This window comes from Brevibacterium otitidis, assembly GCF_042429315.1.
GTDB lineage: Bacteria > Actinomycetota > Actinomycetes > Actinomycetales > Brevibacteriaceae > Brevibacterium > Brevibacterium otitidis.
This window is the reverse complement of the sequence record NZ_JBHMAU010000133.1, coordinates 20570-36150: the sequence shown is the minus strand read 5'-3', so window position 1 is coordinate 36150 and position 15581 is coordinate 20570. Positions and strand designations below refer to the sequence as shown.

The following is a 15581-nucleotide window of genomic DNA, read 5'->3' as shown; positions in this document are numbered from 1 at the left end:
GAGAACATGGAACTTCTGCCGACAATCTGGTTCATTCTCATCGCCGTCCTCTGGCTCGGCTACCTCTTCCTCGAAGGCTTCGACCTCGGTGTGGGCATGCTGCTCAAGGGCTTCTCCCGCGACGAGAAGGAGCGCCGTGTCCTGCTGAACACGATCGGCCCGGTCTGGGACGGCAACGAGGTCTGGCTGCTCACCGCCGGCGGTGCGACCTTCGCAGCCTTCCCCATGTGGTACGCCTCGCTGTTCTCGGCGCTGTACCTTCCGCTCACCCTCGCGCTGCTCGCCCTCATCCTGCGTGCGGTCGCCATCGAATACCGCGGCAAGGGCCACACCGAGGCGTGGCGCAACGGCTGGACCTGGTGCCTGGCCGGCGGCTCGGCCGTGGCTGCGTTCTGCGTCGGTGCGATGCTCGCACTCACGACCACCGGTCTGCCGCTCAATGAGAACGGCGACAACATCGGCGGACCCTTCGCCTGGGTCAACATCTACGCCATCATCGGCGGACTCGGCGTCGTCGGCTTCTGTCTGCTGCACGGCCTGCTGTTCATCTCCCTCAAGACCGACGGCGAGGTGCGGGTCCGGGCCCGTGACACCGCCGCCAAGCTGGCGCCGGTGCTCCTGCTGCCGCTCGTCGCCTGGGTCATCATCGTTCAGGTCATGAACGGCGGAATCCTCGGCTGGATCCTCATCGTCGTCGCCGCCGCACTGGCTGCCGTCATGTGGATGCAGATCCGCGGCGGAGCGGAGAAGCCGGCCTTCATCGCCCAGGCGCTGTTCCTGGCCGTCGGCGTCACCACGGTCTTCCAGGCGATCTACCCGAATGTGCTGCCCTCGACGATCGATGAGAGCTTCTCGCTGACCGTCTCGAACGCCTCGTCCTCGGGCTACACGCTCACCGTCATGCTCGTCGTGGCGATCGTGTTCGTCCCGATCGTGCTGGTCTACCAGATCTGGAGCTACTCGGTCTTTGCCAAGCGGCTGAAGGTCGAGCACATCCCGCCGGCGCACCAGGTGCCGATCGCCATCCGCAGCCACCATCAGTGACGCGGACCCCGAGCCGCTCACCGATCGCCATAGCGCTCGCAGCCCCACAGGGCCGGCGGGCGCTGTGGCACTTGGGCTTCATCGCCGCAGCGCAGGCGATCGGCCTCATCCTCGTCGCCGACGGCATCGCCCGCGGCATCGTCGCAGCGATGGACGGCAGGCCGATCACCACGGCGCTCGCGTTCGGACTGACCGGTGCACTCATCCGCGGCCTGGCCACCTGGGCTGCGAAGACCGCCGGCGCCAGGGCGGCAGTCGGCTTCAAGACGACACTGCGCGCCCGCCTCGTCGAGCGCAGCCTGGCAGGCTCCGGACGGGATCTGCCGGCCTCCGACGGGGCGCTGGCGCTGACCGCCACCCGCACCCTCGATGACCTCGACGACTACTTCACCGGCGTGCTCCCGGCGCTCACCGCCAGCGCCCTCATCCCCGGTCTCATCATCGTCCGGGTGCTGCTGACCGACTGGGTCAGCTCCCTCATCCTCGTCCTCACCCTGCCGCTCGTGCCGATCTTCATGATCCTCATCGGCAGGTACACCGAGAACCGGGTGAGCGACGCCACCCGCGCCCTCGGCCAGCTCTCGACCAATATCGTCGAACTCGCCCGCGGCCTGCCGGTGCTCGTGGGCCTCGGCCGCGTGGCCGCCCAGACCGCTGCGCTCAGGCGCATGAGCACCAGCTACCGGGCGACGACGATGCAGACCCTGCGCGTGGCCTTTCTCAGCGCGCTGGCCCTTGAGCTCATCGCCACCATCTCCGTGGCTGTCGTCGCGGTGTTCATCGGCGTGCGCCTCGTCTACGGGCACATGGGCCTGGAAGCCGGGCTCTTCGCCCTCATCCTCGCCCCGGAGTGCTTCCTGCCGTTGCGGCGGCTCGGCGCCGCATTCCACTCCACCGAGAACGGTGTGGCCGCCTATGGGCGCGTCAGCGAGATGACCGAACATCCCACCACCCCGCGCGCCGGCCGCAGCGCGCCTCCCACCGCCGCCGAGGCGGATGAGCCCAGCGGCGCACCCGCACCGATCCGCATCGACAGGCTGGCAGTCTCCTATGCCGGCCGCCAGCAGCCGGCGCTCCCGGCGCTGTCGGCGACGGTGCCGGCGACCGGCGTCACGGTGCTCACCGGCACCTCGGGATCGGGCAAGAGCACACTGCTCGGCGTGCTCGCCGGCCTGGTGCGCAGCACCGAGGATGGACAGACCGTCATCACCGGCGAGGTGGCCGGCGTGCCCGCCCGCACCGCCTATGCCGGGCAGGGGCCGCGGATGTACGCGCACACCGTCGCCGAGGAGCTCTCGCTCTACGCCGACCGGCAGCTGAGCGCGCTCGAGGTGGCAGAGCTGGCAGCTGCCGTCGCCCTGGACATCGATCCGGCGACTGCCTGTGCAGCGCTGAGCCCCGGCGAGCAGCGCCGCCTGGCGATCGCCCGCGTGTGCGCGCAGCCCGATGCCGCGCTCGTGCTCGTCGATGAGCCCACCGCGCACCTCGACGCCGCGGCGGCCGCGCAGGTGCGGGCCACCCTCCACACGCTGGCGCGCACCCGCCCGGTCATCGCCGCCACCCACGATGAGACCCTCATCGCCGGCGCCGATGCGGTCATCGCGCTGACCGCCCCACACGGCAGCGCCCCGGAAGCCCCGCGCGTCCCGGAAGCCCCGCGCGTCCCGGAGCCGCCCACCTCTGACAGCGACGCTCAGGTGAGTGAGCCTCGAGTCGCGGTGCAGGCCGACCCGGCCACCGCCTCGGGCGCGGGATCTCACGAGGACCGAGCCGACACCTCGGGCACGGCCGAGGACTCCCGGACCACGGACGGATCCGGTGCGCCGGTGCCGAGGCGCACACTGCTGCGCCGCCTGGCGGCCGCCGCGGACATGCGCACCGCGAAGTTCTGGCTGGCCGTCGTCTACGGCATCGCCGCAGTCGCTGCCGGCGCCGCGCTGACGGGAGTCTCCGCCTGGCTCATCGTCCGCGCCTCCGCCCAGCCGCCGATCATGTATCTGCTCGTCGCGATCGTGGGGGTGCGGCTGTTCGGGCTGTCGCGTTCCGTGCTCACCTATCTGCAGCGCCTCGCCCTCCACGATGCGGTGCTCGGTGCGCTCATCGATCTGCGGGAGCGAATGTGGACGGGCTTCGCCCGCACCGGCACTGCCAACCGCACCCTGCTGCGCGGTGATGTCGCCCTCACCCGATTCATCGCCGATGTCGACGACATCCGCGATCTGGTCCCGCGCGTCGTGCTGCCGCCGATCGTCGCTCTCGGTGTCACACTCGGTGCTGTCACGACGCTGGCGCTCATCGCCTGGCAGGCCGCTGTCGTCATGCTCATCGGCGGGCTCATCTGCCTCATCGCAGCTCCGTGGGCGACGCTGCTGGCCGACCGGGCCGCCAGCAGTGCGACCCTCAGCTCACGGCAGCAGGCGCTGGCGCTGCTCTCACGACTCCTCTACGCACGCGAAGACCTCATCGCCGCCGGCCGCACCGCAGACCCGGCCGCGCAGTTCCGCGCCGCCGATGAAAAGGCCGCAGCACATGAGGCGGCGGCCGTGCACGCCACCGGTGTGGGGGAAGGCCTCATCACTGTCGTCGGCGTCATCACCGGCGTCATCATGCTGCCGGTGCTCGCCGGCCAGGCGGCCGCCGGGCAGCTGCCCGGCGAACTGCTGGCGGTCACGGTGCTGCTGCCGCTAGCACTCATCGACGCCTACGCCGATGCGCTCTCGAGCGTGCAGCAGTGGCCGGGACTGGCCCGGATCCTCGCCCGCGTCGACGACCTCGATCCGGACCTCGGCGCGCAGCCGCTGGCCACCGGCGTGAGCCCGGCACTCATCGAAGAGCTGAGCGTGGAGGAGCTCTCGGCCCGCTGGCCGGGCACGCAGGACGATGTCTTCACCGGGCTGAATGCGAAGCTGCACCGCGGCGGTGTGGCGGCGGTGACCGGGCCGTCGGGTTCCGGCAAGACGACGCTGGTGAGCGTGCTGCTGCGGTTCCTCGATCCGCGCACCGGCAGCTACCGGCTCAACGACACCGATGCGCTTGCCAGCCTGCCGATGGATCTGGCCGGCCGGATCTCCTGGTGCCCGCAGGAGGCGCACGTCTTCGACTCCACGCTGCGGGCCAATCTGCTCATCGCCCGCTCCCGGGACGAGCGGCCCAGCGACGCGGAGCTTAAGGCAGCGCTGCGCCGGGTGGGCTTGGGCGGCCTCGTCGACGATCTCGGGCTCGATGAGCGCATCGGCGCCGGCGGCGGGCATCTGTCCGGCGGGCAGCGCCAGCGGCTGGCCGTGGCGCGGACGCTGCTGGCCGACGCCGAGGTGGTGGTCCTCGATGAGCCGACAGCGCACCTCGACGAGGAGATGGCGGCAGATCTCATGGCTGATCTGCGTGCCGGGCTGGCAGAGGAGCTCGTCGTGCTCGTCACGCACGACACCTCGCTCATCGCAGAGGCCGATGTGCCGGTGAGGCTCGCCGGCCGGTCGAGCCGTCGGCTGACCGCAGACTGAAGCCTCTGCTCAGCCGTTCAGCTGGGCAGGGGCTTCAGATGCGTGCGAGCGCTGCAGCGCGCGGTGGCGGTCAGTCGCGTTTGGTGCCGAACATGATCTCATCCCAGCTCGGCACGGAGGAGCGTCCGTTCTTCTTCTTGGACTCCTCGGCAGCGGACTCGTCAGCCGACTCCGCATCCGCCTCGCTCGCATCTGCGGCACTCGGTGCCGCGGGTGCGCTGTCACCGGGTGCGGCATCAGCAGGCGTCGGCATGATCGGCTGTGTGGAGTTGCGGTCATCGCTGACACCCGGCTCATCGAGCAGGGAGGGCTGATCGTTGAAGATGTCGAATGTCGACTGCCCGGCATCTGCCGGTGCGCGCGTCGGGTTCTCCGGCGGCAGCGGCAGCCGGCCGGCGTCCTCGGCTTCCTGCGGGGCACTCAGCGCGGTGTGGGCGCCGTCCGGACGGGGTGCCGGCTCATCGGCGACGGCATGGAGGCGGCCGCGGCTCTGCAGCTGCGGTGCCGGCGGGGCCGGTGCATCGGCTGCGGCATCGACCGGAGCAAGACCCGGTCCTGCATCCGGCGCATCCTGCGGTGCGCTGTGGCTGACCGGACCGTCGGAGTCGGCCTGGCGGCTGCGACGGCGGCGCAGGCTTTCGAGGATCCGGCCGGTCTCAGCCTGATGATCGCGCAGCGGGCTCGCTGTGCCCGCATCGCTGCCGGCGGTGTGGTGCGCGGCGTTGTAGGCCCGCTCGGTGCCGGAACCGAAGTTCGGGATCGGCCCGGAGTCGGTCGGCCCGGAATCGGCCAGCCAGCGCGCCTCATCGTCCAGCGGCGTCATCGAACCGCGGGAGTACTCCCAGCCGGCACGTCGACGCCGGTCGGCAGCGATGAACGACAGCTCGACGTACCAGGTGCCGTTGTTCTGCTTCCAGGCGTCCCATGACATCGTCTCGATGTCGACGCTGCGCAGCTTGAGGCGTTCTTCGCACAGGCGGTTGAGCGGGGTCGGGGAATCGCCGGGGGCGCTGTCGGGGTAGACGAGGGTCTCGCGCGCCTGCTGTGCGATATGGCCGCGCTCAGCGAGCACCGGATGCTCATAGCGCCGGATGTGCTCCAAGGGCTCGCCGGTGAACTCGGCGACATCGTCAGCGGTCATGCCCGAGCGGATCATCGCCTGGATGTCCCGGGGCCGGATCGGCTGGCCATCGCGTTCGCGCTTCTGCTCAACGGCTGCGATCCGCTGCGCGCGGAGCGCGGCGTAGAGGCTCTCATCGATCGGGAGGAGGTAGTCGTTGCCGGCGGCATCGCTCAGCTGCAGGTGCTCGCCGTCGCTGTGCACGCCGCGAAACGTCAGCTTCGTCATTGCCTCACCTTTCACATTTCGCACTTGCACCCGATCGTGTCACACGCGCTGCGGCAAACCGCGCAGATATGCGGGCGAGTCGTGAGACAGACGCTCCCAGCAGCCCGACACCCGGGGCAGCGACAGTCCGAAGTCCTAGAATGGGGGCCGTGACCACTTCGAATCTCAAACCCTTTGACGCAGTTGTGCTCATGTCCTTCGGCGGGCCGGAGAAGCCCGAAGAGGTGGTGCCGTTCCTGCAGAACGTCACCCGTGGGCGCGGCATCCCCGATGAACGGCTGGAGGAGGTCGGCGAGCACTACTTCTCCTTCGGCGGCCGCTCACCGATCAACGAGCAGAACCGGGCCCTCAAGTCCGCCCTGGAGGCTGCCTTCGAGGCACGCGGAATCGACGCCGCGCTGCTGTGGGGCAACCGCAACTGGGCCCCGTTCTTGTCCGATGTGCTGCGCGCACAGGCCGCGGAGGGCGCACGCTCCTTCCTTGCGATCGACACCTCGGCGTACTCCTCCTATTCCTCCTGCCGGCAGTACCGCGAGGACTTCGGAGCCGTCACCGCGCAGCTGGCAGAGGAGGGCATCAGCGTCGAGATCGACAAGATCCGGCAGTACTACAACCATCCCGGATTCGCTGCCGCTGAGCTCGATGCCGTGCGGCAGGCGCTCGCAGACTTCACCGCGCAGGTCGGAGAGATCGACCCGGCTCAGCACCGCCTGCTCTATGTCACCCACTCCATCCCCACGGCCATGCAGAGGGCCTCGGAAGCCCGCACCGCCGGTTACCGCGGGCAGCATCAGCAGCTCATCGACTGGATCGCCGAACAGCTCGGCCAGGAGCTCATCCTCGAATCCGAGCTCGTCTACTGCTCCCGCTCCGGCCCGCCACAGGTGCCGTGGCTCGAACCCGATGTCAACGACCGGATGGAAGAGCTCAAGGAGGACGGCGTCACCGGCGTCATCCTCGTGCCTATCGGCTTCGTCTCCGATCATATGGAGGTGAAGTTCGACCTCGACACCGAAGCCAAGGAGACCGCTGAGCGGCTCGGCATGGCCTTCACCCGTGCCGCCACCGTCGGCACGCATGAGGCATTTGTGAGCGGACTCGTCGACCTTGTCGAAGAGCGCGCCGCGCAGCGCCGCGGCGAAAGCGTCGAAGCTCCCGCCGTCACACCCGAAGGTGCGCTGCAGCCGGGCACCGGCGCCTGCTCGATCGACTGCTGTCTGGGGATGAAGGACCGGCCGGTCCTCCCACAGTGGGAGTCAGCTGCCGGCTGACGTGTTTCCGCTGCTGCACACTCATGCCCTCATCTGCTCACAGATGAGGGCATGAGTGTGCAGCGGTGCAGATGCAGGCTGGGGATGAACGGCTCCAGCAGCACAGGGCTGCAGCGCTGCGGCCGGAAGCGCAGAACGCCATGGGCCGGAGATCTCTCGGTGGGGACGGGTAAGTCCGGGGATGCGTGGGGAAGACCGGGGGAGAGTCAGTGGTCGTTCGGGTCCTTGATGACCGGGATCTGTCCGGTCTCAACTGCCAGGACCCGCTTCATCTCTCCGGTGTCGACGTCATTGGCATCAGCCAGATCGACGAGCACCTCCAGCTGCCCGACGAGGGATTCGACGAGATGCTCATCGTCATTGCGGCGGGCTTCGGCAAGCTGCTCCTGCAGCTCACTGACCCGCTTGTCGAGCTCAGTCTCGAATTCGCTCATAGGGATTCCTTACAGATGTAGACAACGGTGGATAGGCTCACAGCTTACCGAGGACAGCGGCAATTGTGGCCCCGTCCGGCGTCGGCAGAGTTTCGAAGTGATGAATCACAAGTGTCTTTGCCGCCGCCCTGTTGCGAAATGCCCCGATGGCGTGCACAATTCCATGAGATACGAGACGGTATCGCTTCATGGACGTCCGTGGTACCCTGTGGCGACCGTCCACTCCAACCCCCATATCAGCGGAGAGTGATCAGGCCAGATGGCGACAGACTACGACGCACCTCGCAAGCAGGATGACGAGCTCAGCAGCGACTCCATCGAAGAGCTGAAGGCCCAGCGCAATCAGCAGGAGGCCAGCCAGGTCGACGAAGACGAGGCTGCGGCTGCCGAAGGGTTCGAACTGCCGGGCGCGGATCTGTCCAATGAGGAGCTGTCGGTGCGCGTTCTTCCGAAGCAGAACGACGAGTTCACCTGCATGGAATGCTTTCTGGTCCGCCACCATTCGCAGCTGGCCAGCAATGACGGCGGCATGCCGATCTGCACTGACTGCGCCGGCTGATCAGCACCTGCCTGCAGCATCCTGCCGGACGGGAGCAGCCCACGACGAGAGCACCGGGATCCGTTCAGATCGCCGGTGCTCTTTCGGATTCAGCAGCCTCGGATTCAGCCGCGTGAGTTGAGTGCGCCGGCCAGCGCCTGCGGGTTCTTCGAGGAGACCAGCCAGTAGGGCGTGGGATCCTCCGGGTCGTCGAGGATGACCTTCACCAACCGCTTCTCCCAGGGCCGCAGCATGAGGAAGGCCAGCGCGTCGAGGAGCGGGCCGCGTTCGGCGAATGACTGCTTCTCATCACAGGCTTGGGCTTCGGCGATGAAGCTGCGATCGATGTGCGCCGGCCCGGCGATGAACTCAGTGTCGGTGACGATGACGACAGCGGATGCTGAGCGCAGCCACAGCGCCACGAGAATGAAGACGACAACGGGGATGATGAGTGCACCCCAGACCCAGACCGGGAACACGATCGCAGCTGTCATCGCCGAGAGGAAAGCCGCGACCAGCCACCAGCTGAATGGCGGCCAGAGGCGTTCACGATAGCGAACAGTCTGCGATGTCTGAGTCGTGGCGGGCATGCCACCAGTATCCCACAGCCGCACGCAGCACAGCAGTCAGGGCAGCGCAGCAGCACGGCTGCGTAGAGTGCGCCAGCCGCCTGCGCAGCCCTGCGTCCCCGGAATCGACGGTGGCACCGGTGCTGAGAGGGGACTAGAGTGCGTCAATGTGGCTTATGAAGAACTGCGGATAGAGATCAGACAGCTCGACCCGGAGCTCCCGCTGCCGTCCTACGGGCACCGCGGGGACGCCGGAGCCGACCTCTGCGCGAGCGAGGACGTGGTGCTCGAACCCGGCCAGCGGCGCGCTGTTGGCACCGGCATCGCGATCGCCCTGCCGGAAGGATATGCCGGATTCGTGCATCCGCGTTCGGGCCTGTCCACCAAGCACGGCATCACCGTCGTCAACAGCCCCGGCACCATCGACGCCGGCTATCGCGGTGAGATCAAGGTGCCGCTCATTAACGTCGATCCGCACAGCGCCTGCACCATCCGCCGCGGCGACCGCATCGCCCAGCTCATCATCCAGCGCGTGGTCCACGCCGACTTCCACGTCGTTGAGAGTCTGGAGGAATCCGAGCGGGGCTCCGGCGGCTTCGGCTCGACCGGCGGCTTCACCGCGAACGGCCACGCCCCTCGGCATTGAACGGCCGGAACTGCACGACACTGACGATCATCCGCTGAGGAAGGAAATATGGGACTGTTCGACATTTTCTCCAAGAAGAAGCACAGCACCGACGACGAGGTCGCGCCGGAGACCGACGCCGTCGCAGAGGACACCGACGACACCGCCGAGGCGGATGGTCCCGTCGCCGCTGCCGAGGCGGCTGCCGATGAGGAGGGCGACGACGAGGAGGAGTTCGCCAAGGCCGCACCTCTCGATCGGGAGGAGAAGGGGCCCTTCGACTCGGAGGAGGAGGCGCCCGAGCTCAACCGGATCGACCTGGGAGCCCTCCACCTGCCGGTGCACGACGGCATGCAGCTTAGGCTCGATGCCGAGGAGAAGACGAACAAGATCATTGCGGTGACCGTCCAGCACAGCGGCGGAGCCATGCAGCTGCAGGTCTTCGCCGCCCCCACCTCGGAAGGCGTATGGAACACTGTGCGCGGGCAGATCGAGCAGAACATCGCCAAGCGCGGCGGTCAGACCGATGAGCTCTACACTGAGCTCGGCCGCGAACTGCTCACCCGCATCCCGGTGCAGACCTCTGACGGCCGGAAGGGTCTGCGGATCGCCCGCTTCGCCGGCATCGACGGACCGCGCTGGTTCATCCGCGGCGTGTTCTCGGGCAAGGCGATCGACGATGGGGAGGTTCGTGCGCTCTTCGTCGAACAGTTCCGCAACATCATCGTCCACCGCGGCACCGAGCCGATGCCGCCGCGCGAGCTGCTGCCGCTGACCGCGCCGAACGTCAAGCAGCCTGACGCCGTTGCCGAGGCGAACAAGGACGACGACATCAACCCGTTCGAGCGCGGGCCAGAGATCACCGAAGTCCGCTGATCACCGTTCCGATGCTCCTCACGCGCTTTCTCGACCGCTTCGGCTCGACCGATACGACCGATGCCGAAGACCTCCACCGGCGGCTGGCCCACCTGCACGGCACCACGCCGATCTGCCGGATCGCGCCGCGCCAGGAAGTCACCGTCGGCGGTGTTGTGGTGGCGCTGACCCGGTCGGTGCCCCAGGACAGTCCGCGCCTGGACATCACCGTCTCCGACGGGACCGGTGCCGCGCGCGCACGATTCCTCGGCATGCGCGCCATCCCCGGCATCACCGCCGGACGCACAGTGGTGCTCACCGGCTGCTTCACCACCCACAGCGATGCGCCCAGCCTCATGGCCCTCAACCCGCGCTACGAACTCATCGGCAGCCTCGCTGACTGACAGACTGGCACTCGCCGACGGGCGACACGGGTGTGCTGACGCCTCAGTCGGCGGTGCGCAGCAGCTCCTGCAGCCGCCCGTGCTGCTCCGGTGAGGTGATGAAGAACAGCTCATCGCCGTTGTCGATGATGTCATCGGCAGAGGGCGCGAAGGTCTTCTCATGCCGCACGATCGCCGTGAGCGCGGTGTTCGGCGGCCAGGAGATCGCAGCGATCCGCTTGCCGGCCACCGCTGACTTCTCATGCACCGTGAACTCCATGAGCGTGGCCTGCCCGCGCTCGAAGCTCATGAGATGCACGAGCCCGCCGACCTCGACGGCCTCCTCGACGAGTGCGGTCATGAGCCGCGGCGTCGACACTGCGACATCGACACCCCAGTTCGAGTCGAACAGCCACTCATTGCGCGGATTGTTCACCCGGCCGATCGTGCGCGGCACACCGTACTCCAGCTTGGCGATGAGGCTGAGCACCAGATTCGTCTTGTCATCACCGGTCGCGGCGACGACGACATCGGTCTCCTCCAGATTCGCCTCATCGAGGCCGCTGAGCTCGCACGCATCGGTCAGCAGCCACGAGGCACCGGGCACCCGGTCGTGACGGACGGCATCCTTGTTCTTGTCCACCAGCAGCACATCGTGGCCCTTGTCGAGCAGCTCGCGGGCCACTGACCGGCCCACCGAGCCGGCTCCGGCGATGAGGATCCTCATTCTGCCTCCTCCTCGGTGATCGGCTCGTCGAGAATCCGGGTGACGGTGTCGAGCTCCGTGCGCTCGCACATGATGTGCACCAGATCTCCGTCCTGGATGAGCGTCTCCGGCTGGGCGAGCATCCCCTCACCCAGCCGCGTGATGTAGGCGACCCGACCCGGGATCGCAGCCTCCACCTCGGCGACGGGGCGCGCCACCCAGTCCGGGTTGAGATGCACCTCGGCGAGCACCATCCGGCCCGAGGGGTCGCGGAACTCCGCGGCAGCGCCCTGGGGGATGAGCTTGCGCATCATCCGGTCGGCTGTCCAGCGCACCGTCGCGACGGTGGGGATCCCGAGGCGTTCGAAGACCTGTGCGCGCCGCGGGTCGTAGATCCGGGCGGCGACATTGCGCACCCCGAAGGTCTCGCGGGCGACGCGGGCGGCAAGGATATTGGAGTTGTCGCCGCTGGAGACGGCAGCGAAGGCATAGGCCTCACCGGTGCGGGCGCGCTCCAGGGTGTCGCGGTCGAAGCCGATCCCGGTGACCGTCGAACCGGAGAAGCCCCGGCCGAGCGCCCGGAAGGAATCGGGGTCGCGGTCGACGACGGCGACGGTGTGTCCGTGCTCGTCGAGGGTGCGCGCCAGCGAGGCGCCCACACGCCCGCATCCCATGATGACGAAGTGCATGCCTGCCCCTCTCCCTGCGAGCGGTCCGGCAGTGACCGGCCGCGGGTGCTCTACGGTGCTCTACGATTGTGCACGTGGCACGTAATGTTTCGTCTGCCGTCAAAAGACTACTCGTTGGGCGGCCCTTCCGCAGTGATCGGCGCAGGCCGGTCCCGCTGCGCAAACGCTTGGCGATGCCGGTCTTCGCCTCGGACATGCTGTCCTCGGTCGCCTATGCGCCGGACGAGATCCTGCTGGCCCTGTCCCTGTCGGGCCTCGTCGCCCTCTCCGTCTCCCCGTGGATCGGGCTGGCCGTCGGCGCGGTCATCCTCGTCATCGTCTGGTGCTACCGGCTCAATCTGCGCGCCTATCCGGGCGGCGGAGGCGACTACGAGGTCGCCGGCACCAACCTCGGTGTGCGCGCCGGCCGGGCGGTCGCCGCCTCCCTGCTCACCGACTATGTGCTGACCCTGGCCGTTTCGATGACGATGTTCGCCAGCTATGTCGGCTCGATCATCCCCGAGCTCAAACCGCACCGCATCATCGTCTCCGTCGCCGGCATCCTCATCGTCACACTCGTCGCACTGCGCGGCACCCGCACCACCCCCAAGGTGCTGGCCGTGCCCACCTATCTCTTCCTCGCCGCGGTGTTCCTCACCCTCATCGTCGGCGCCTACCGGGTGTTGAGCGGCGACACGCCGATCGCGGTCACGAGCGACTACTGGGTGCTGCCGCGGGCGGACTTCGACACGCCGCTGTTCGGACTGGCTGCAGCGTTCATCGTGCTGCGTGCCTTCACCTCCGGTTCGGTGGCGCTGGCCGGTGTGCAGACAGTCGCCACTGCCGTTCCTCGCTTCACCTCCCCGCGCGGGCACAATGCCGGGCGCACCCTGCTGCTGGCCGGCGCGCTGTCGGCCACGATGCTCATCGGCATCACCTGGCTGGCCTCGGTCATCGGCATCAAATACGTCGCCGAGCCCCACATCTACCTCCTCAACCGCGCCGGCACCCCGATCAGCGCCGACTACGTCCAGGACCCGGTCCTGGGCCAGCTCGCACAGGCGGTGTTCTCCGATGTGCCCGTGCTGCCGGCGCTCGTGGCCGCGGTGGCAGCGCTCGTGCTCATGGCAGCAGCGAACACCGCCCTCGAAGGCTTCCCCGGCCTTGCCTCCAGGCTGGCCCGCGACAGCTTCCTGCCCCGCCAGCTCGCCACCCGCGGCGACCGCCTGACCTTCTCCAACGGCATCCTGCTGCTGTCGGCGGCCGCAATCGTCCTCGTCGTCGTCTTCCGCGCCCGCGTGCCTGATCTCATCGAGCTCTACCTCGTCGGCGTGTTCTTCGCCTTCAGCCTCGGCCAGCTCGGCATGATCCGGCACTGGACCGACCGCATCCGCACGATGGTGACCTCGCCGACCCGCCGGCACATGCAGATCAACCGCGCGATCAACACCATCGGCTTCGTGCTCGTCACCGTCGTCCTCGTCGTCGTCATCATCACGAAGTTCGCCGGCGGCGCGTGGATCGCCGTGGCTGCGATCGCCGTGCTGTACGTGCTCATGGGCCTCATCCACCGCCACTACCGGCGGGTCGCCTCCGAGCTCGCCCCCGAAGAGGACGCCTCCGACACCACCCTGCCGCCGAACACCCGCGCGGTCGTCATCATCACCCAGATCCACAAGCCGGCGCTGCGGGCGCTGAGCTTCGCACGCGCCACCCGCCCGACATCCGTGCAGGCGCTCACCGTCGCCGTTGATGAGGACGCTGCCGAGGAGCTGCAGCGCGAATGGGATGAGATGGGCCTGCCGGTGCCGCTGACGATCCTCGACTCGCCGTACCGCGAACTCGTCCGCCCGGTGATGAACCACATCGCCGAGATGCATCGCAACTGTCCCGACGACCTCATCGACGTCTACATCCCGCAGTACATCGTCGGTCGCCGCTGGGAGAACATCCTGCACAACCAGACCGTCCTGCGGCTGAAGTCCCGGCTGCTCATCGTCCCCAATGTCGTCGTCTCGATCGTGCCGTGGCGGCTGCGCTCCTTCACCCGCAACCAGGACGCCCTCATCCGGCGTGCCGGCGATGTCGACGACAGCATCATCGGCCGGGAGCAGCGATGAGCTCCGCGCCCGAGGTGGTGGCCGGCAGCAGCGTGGAGCTCACCGTGGACAAACAGGTGGGGGAGGGCTATGGGCTTGCCCGCCACGACGGCCGGGTCGTGTTCGTCACCGGTGCGATCCCCGGCGAGCGGGTGCGCGCCGAACTCACCCAGGTGAAGAAGCGGCTCGCCTACGCCCGCACCCGCGAAGTGCTCGAAGCCAGCACGCACCGGGTCGCAGACCGCCGCCTCGCCTGGGATGCAGCCGGAGCCGGCGGGATCGAGTTCGCCCATGTCGAGCTGCCGCATTCCCGCAGCCTCAAAGCACAGGCCGCAGCCGAACAGCTCAGCCGCCTCGGCGGGATCGAGACGACCGGCTTCAGCATCACCCCAGCGCCTGCCGAAGCCGCTGCCGAGGCCGCCGATCCGCAAGCTGCCGCCACGACCGCCGGCACCGCGTGGCGCACCCGGATCCAGCTCGCCGTCGATGCTGACGGCACCCCGGGAATGCGGGCCGCCGGATCGCATGCGGTGCTCCCAGTCGGCACGGTGCCCCTGGCAGTGCCCGTGCTCGACGCACTCGGCCTGCACCGGCTGCGCCTGCCGGGACTCGAACGCATCGAACTCACCGCAGCCCACACCTCGGGAGCGGTGGTGCTGCACACCCGGGCCGGAACCGCACTGGAGCCGCACACTGTCGCAGCCGTCAGCGAGCGCTTGGCGCAGCAGCCGGGCGACTGGACGCTGCTGCACCGCGCCGCTCAGCCCTCCGGTCAGCGCGGCCGCGGCGGGGCTGCTCGCAACCGGGGCGGGCACAGCGAGCTCACGACGCTCAGCGGCAGCGGCGAGGTGACCGCGCGTCTGCAGCTCACCACCTCTGGCGGTGAGCTCGTGCGCGACTTCCGGCTGCGTGCCGACGGCTTCTGGCAGGTCCACGTCGACGCTGCCGCGGTGCTCGCCGAGCAGGTCGTCGCCGCCACCGCCGGGGCGGGCCGCATCCTCGATCTGTTCTGCGGGGCCGGGCTGTTCGCCTGCGCTGCCGGGGCCGCGCACGAGGTGCCGGTCACCGGGCTGGAGGGCGCGCCCGAGGCGATCGCCGCCGCCCGTGCCAATGCTGCCGGGCTCGATGCCCGCTTCGAGGTCGCCCGGATCGAGAAGCTCACCGAGCTGCCCGCAGCCGATGTCATCGTCCTCGACCCGCCGCGCGCCGGCGCCGGACCGGCGGTGACCGCAGCGCTCATCGCCTCCCAGGCGCAGCGCATCGTCTACGTCTCCTGCGCTGCCGGGACCTTCGCCCGCGATGCCCGCGCACTCCTCGACGGTGGCTTCGCGCTGGAGCGCTGCCGCGGATTCGATCTCTTCCCGCTGACCGCACACGCCGAATTCGTCTCGATCTTCACCCGCTGAACCTGCCGCCGGGCGGAGTGTGGCGATGGGCGCGCACATGCGCGAAGCGGCCGCGGCAGGCCTGCGGAACCGTGTCCGGACCAGGCCTCAGATGGTGCCCGGCATGCCCGTGGGCTGGTGGAAACCAGGGGGTGA

The 15581-nt window shown here is 68.7% G+C and carries 14 protein-coding genes; 9 read left to right on the top strand and 5 right to left on the bottom strand.

What is annotated here, in order from left to right; genetic code table 11:
- The first annotated feature begins 6 nt into the window (after window positions 1-6).
- On the top strand, window positions 7-1044 hold the full coding sequence (gene cydB / locus ACFFN1_RS16525) for a cytochrome d ubiquinol oxidase subunit II (protein ID WP_376841998.1): 1038 nt from the start codon (window positions 7-9) through the stop codon (window positions 1042-1044).
- Complete coding sequence (cydD, locus tag ACFFN1_RS16520; protein ID WP_376841996.1) at window positions 1041-4544, top strand: thiol reductant ABC exporter subunit CydD; 3504 nt, start codon at window positions 1041-1043, stop codon at window positions 4542-4544. Before cydB ends, cydD begins: the two co-directional genes overlap by 4 nt.
- A 70-nt stretch (window positions 4545-4614) precedes the next feature.
- Here the strand turns inward: cydD and sepH are convergent, their stop codons facing one another.
- Complete coding sequence (sepH, locus tag ACFFN1_RS16515; RefSeq protein WP_376841995.1) at window positions 4615-5892, bottom strand: septation protein SepH; 1278 nt, start codon at window positions 5890-5892, stop codon at window positions 4615-4617.
- A gap of 140 nt (window positions 5893-6032) precedes the next feature.
- Between sepH and ACFFN1_RS16510 the strand changes: the two genes are divergently transcribed.
- The gene (locus ACFFN1_RS16510) at window positions 6033-7163 is read left to right on the top strand and encodes a ferrochelatase (protein WP_376841994.1); all 1131 of its coding nucleotides are present in this window, start codon (window positions 6033-6035) and stop codon (window positions 7161-7163) included.
- 206 nt (window positions 7164-7369) lie between these two features.
- Here the strand turns inward: ACFFN1_RS16510 and ACFFN1_RS16505 are convergent, their stop codons facing one another.
- On the bottom strand, window positions 7370-7597 hold the full coding sequence (locus ACFFN1_RS16505; protein ID WP_376841993.1) for a hypothetical protein: 228 nt from the start codon (window positions 7595-7597) through the stop codon (window positions 7370-7372).
- Window positions 7598-7856: 259 nt separating this feature from the next.
- On the opposite strand from ACFFN1_RS16505, the gene ACFFN1_RS16500 reads away from it, so the two are divergent.
- Complete coding sequence (locus ACFFN1_RS16500) at window positions 7857-8156, top strand: DUF4193 domain-containing protein (RefSeq protein ID WP_376841992.1); 300 nt, start codon at window positions 7857-7859, stop codon at window positions 8154-8156.
- Between the two features lie 104 nt (window positions 8157-8260).
- Here ACFFN1_RS16500 and ACFFN1_RS16495 read toward each other — a convergent pair whose 3' ends face one another.
- Window positions 8261-8725 (bottom strand): DUF3093 domain-containing protein, encoded by a 465-nt coding sequence (locus ACFFN1_RS16495; RefSeq protein WP_376841991.1) that lies wholly within the window; start codon window positions 8723-8725, stop codon window positions 8261-8263.
- 148 nt (window positions 8726-8873) lie between these two features.
- Here ACFFN1_RS16495 and dut point away from each other — a divergent pair, with 148 nt between their 5' ends.
- Genes dut through ACFFN1_RS16480 form a run of 3 tightly spaced genes read left to right on the top strand, consistent with a single transcriptional unit; the run spans window position 8874 to window position 10588 of the window.
- On the top strand, window positions 8874-9350 hold the full coding sequence (gene dut / locus ACFFN1_RS16490; protein ID WP_376841990.1) for a dUTP diphosphatase: 477 nt from the start codon (window positions 8874-8876) through the stop codon (window positions 9348-9350).
- A gap of 48 nt (window positions 9351-9398) precedes the next feature.
- Entirely contained in the window at window positions 9399-10205 is an 807-nt protein-coding gene (locus ACFFN1_RS16485; RefSeq protein ID WP_376841988.1) for a DUF3710 domain-containing protein, read from the top strand.
- Between the two features lie 11 nt (window positions 10206-10216).
- The gene (locus tag ACFFN1_RS16480) at window positions 10217-10588 is read left to right on the top strand and encodes a single stranded DNA-binding domain-containing protein (RefSeq protein WP_376841987.1); all 372 of its coding nucleotides are present in this window, start codon (window positions 10217-10219) and stop codon (window positions 10586-10588) included.
- 43 nt (window positions 10589-10631) lie between these two features.
- Here the strand turns inward: ACFFN1_RS16480 and ACFFN1_RS16475 are convergent, their stop codons facing one another.
- Both ACFFN1_RS16475 and ACFFN1_RS16470 read right to left on the bottom strand, forming a co-directional pair.
- A complete protein-coding gene (locus tag ACFFN1_RS16475) occupies window positions 10632-11294 on the bottom strand; it encodes a potassium channel family protein (protein WP_376841986.1) in 663 nt (220 codons plus the stop codon).
- Window positions 11291-11962, bottom strand: coding sequence for a potassium channel family protein (locus ACFFN1_RS16470; RefSeq protein ID WP_376841985.1), 672 nt, complete (start codon window positions 11960-11962; stop codon window positions 11291-11293). The genes ACFFN1_RS16475 and ACFFN1_RS16470 overlap by 4 nt, the downstream gene beginning before the upstream one ends.
- Window positions 11963-12036: 74 nt before the next feature.
- Here ACFFN1_RS16470 and ACFFN1_RS16465 point away from each other — a divergent pair, with 74 nt between their 5' ends.
- Both ACFFN1_RS16465 and ACFFN1_RS16460 read left to right on the top strand, forming a co-directional pair.
- Window positions 12037-14061, top strand: a complete 2025-nt coding sequence (locus ACFFN1_RS16465) for an APC family permease (RefSeq protein WP_376841984.1) — start codon at window positions 12037-12039, stop codon at window positions 14059-14061.
- Window positions 14058-15446, top strand: a complete 1389-nt coding sequence (locus ACFFN1_RS16460) for a class I SAM-dependent RNA methyltransferase (protein ID WP_376841982.1) — start codon at window positions 14058-14060, stop codon at window positions 15444-15446. The genes ACFFN1_RS16465 and ACFFN1_RS16460 overlap by 4 nt, the downstream gene beginning before the upstream one ends.
- Window positions 15447-15581: the final 135 nt, after the last annotated feature.

Bases quoted from the DNA above. Each gene is read 5' to 3' on its own strand.
- cydB (WP_376841998.1), top strand. From the start codon at position 7: ATGGAACTTCTGCCGACAATCTGGTTCATTCTCATCGCCGTCCTCTGG.
- sepH (WP_376841995.1), bottom strand. From the start codon at position 5,892: ATGACGAAGCTGACGTTTCGCGGCGTGCACAGCGACGGCGAGCACCTG.
- ACFFN1_RS16510 (WP_376841994.1), top strand. From the start codon at position 6,033: ATGGGGGCCGTGACCACTTCGAATCTCAAACCCTTTGACGCAGTTGTG.
- ACFFN1_RS16505 (WP_376841993.1), bottom strand. From the start codon at position 7,597: ATGAGCGAATTCGAGACTGAGCTCGACAAGCGGGTCAGTGAGCTGCAG.
- ACFFN1_RS16500 (WP_376841992.1), top strand. From the start codon at position 7,857: ATGGCGACAGACTACGACGCACCTCGCAAGCAGGATGACGAGCTCAGC.
- ACFFN1_RS16495 (WP_376841991.1), bottom strand. From the start codon at position 8,725: ATGCCCGCCACGACTCAGACATCGCAGACTGTTCGCTATCGTGAACGC.
- ACFFN1_RS16485 (WP_376841988.1), top strand. From the start codon at position 9,399: ATGGGACTGTTCGACATTTTCTCCAAGAAGAAGCACAGCACCGACGAC.
- ACFFN1_RS16480 (WP_376841987.1), top strand. From the start codon at position 10,217: ATGCTCCTCACGCGCTTTCTCGACCGCTTCGGCTCGACCGATACGACC.
- ACFFN1_RS16475 (WP_376841986.1), bottom strand. From the start codon at position 11,294: ATGAGGATCCTCATCGCCGGAGCCGGCTCGGTGGGCCGGTCAGTGGCC.
- ACFFN1_RS16470 (WP_376841985.1), bottom strand. From the start codon at position 11,962: ATGCACTTCGTCATCATGGGATGCGGGCGTGTGGGCGCCTCGCTGGCG.
- ACFFN1_RS16460 (WP_376841982.1), top strand. From the start codon at position 14,058: ATGAGCTCCGCGCCCGAGGTGGTGGCCGGCAGCAGCGTGGAGCTCACC.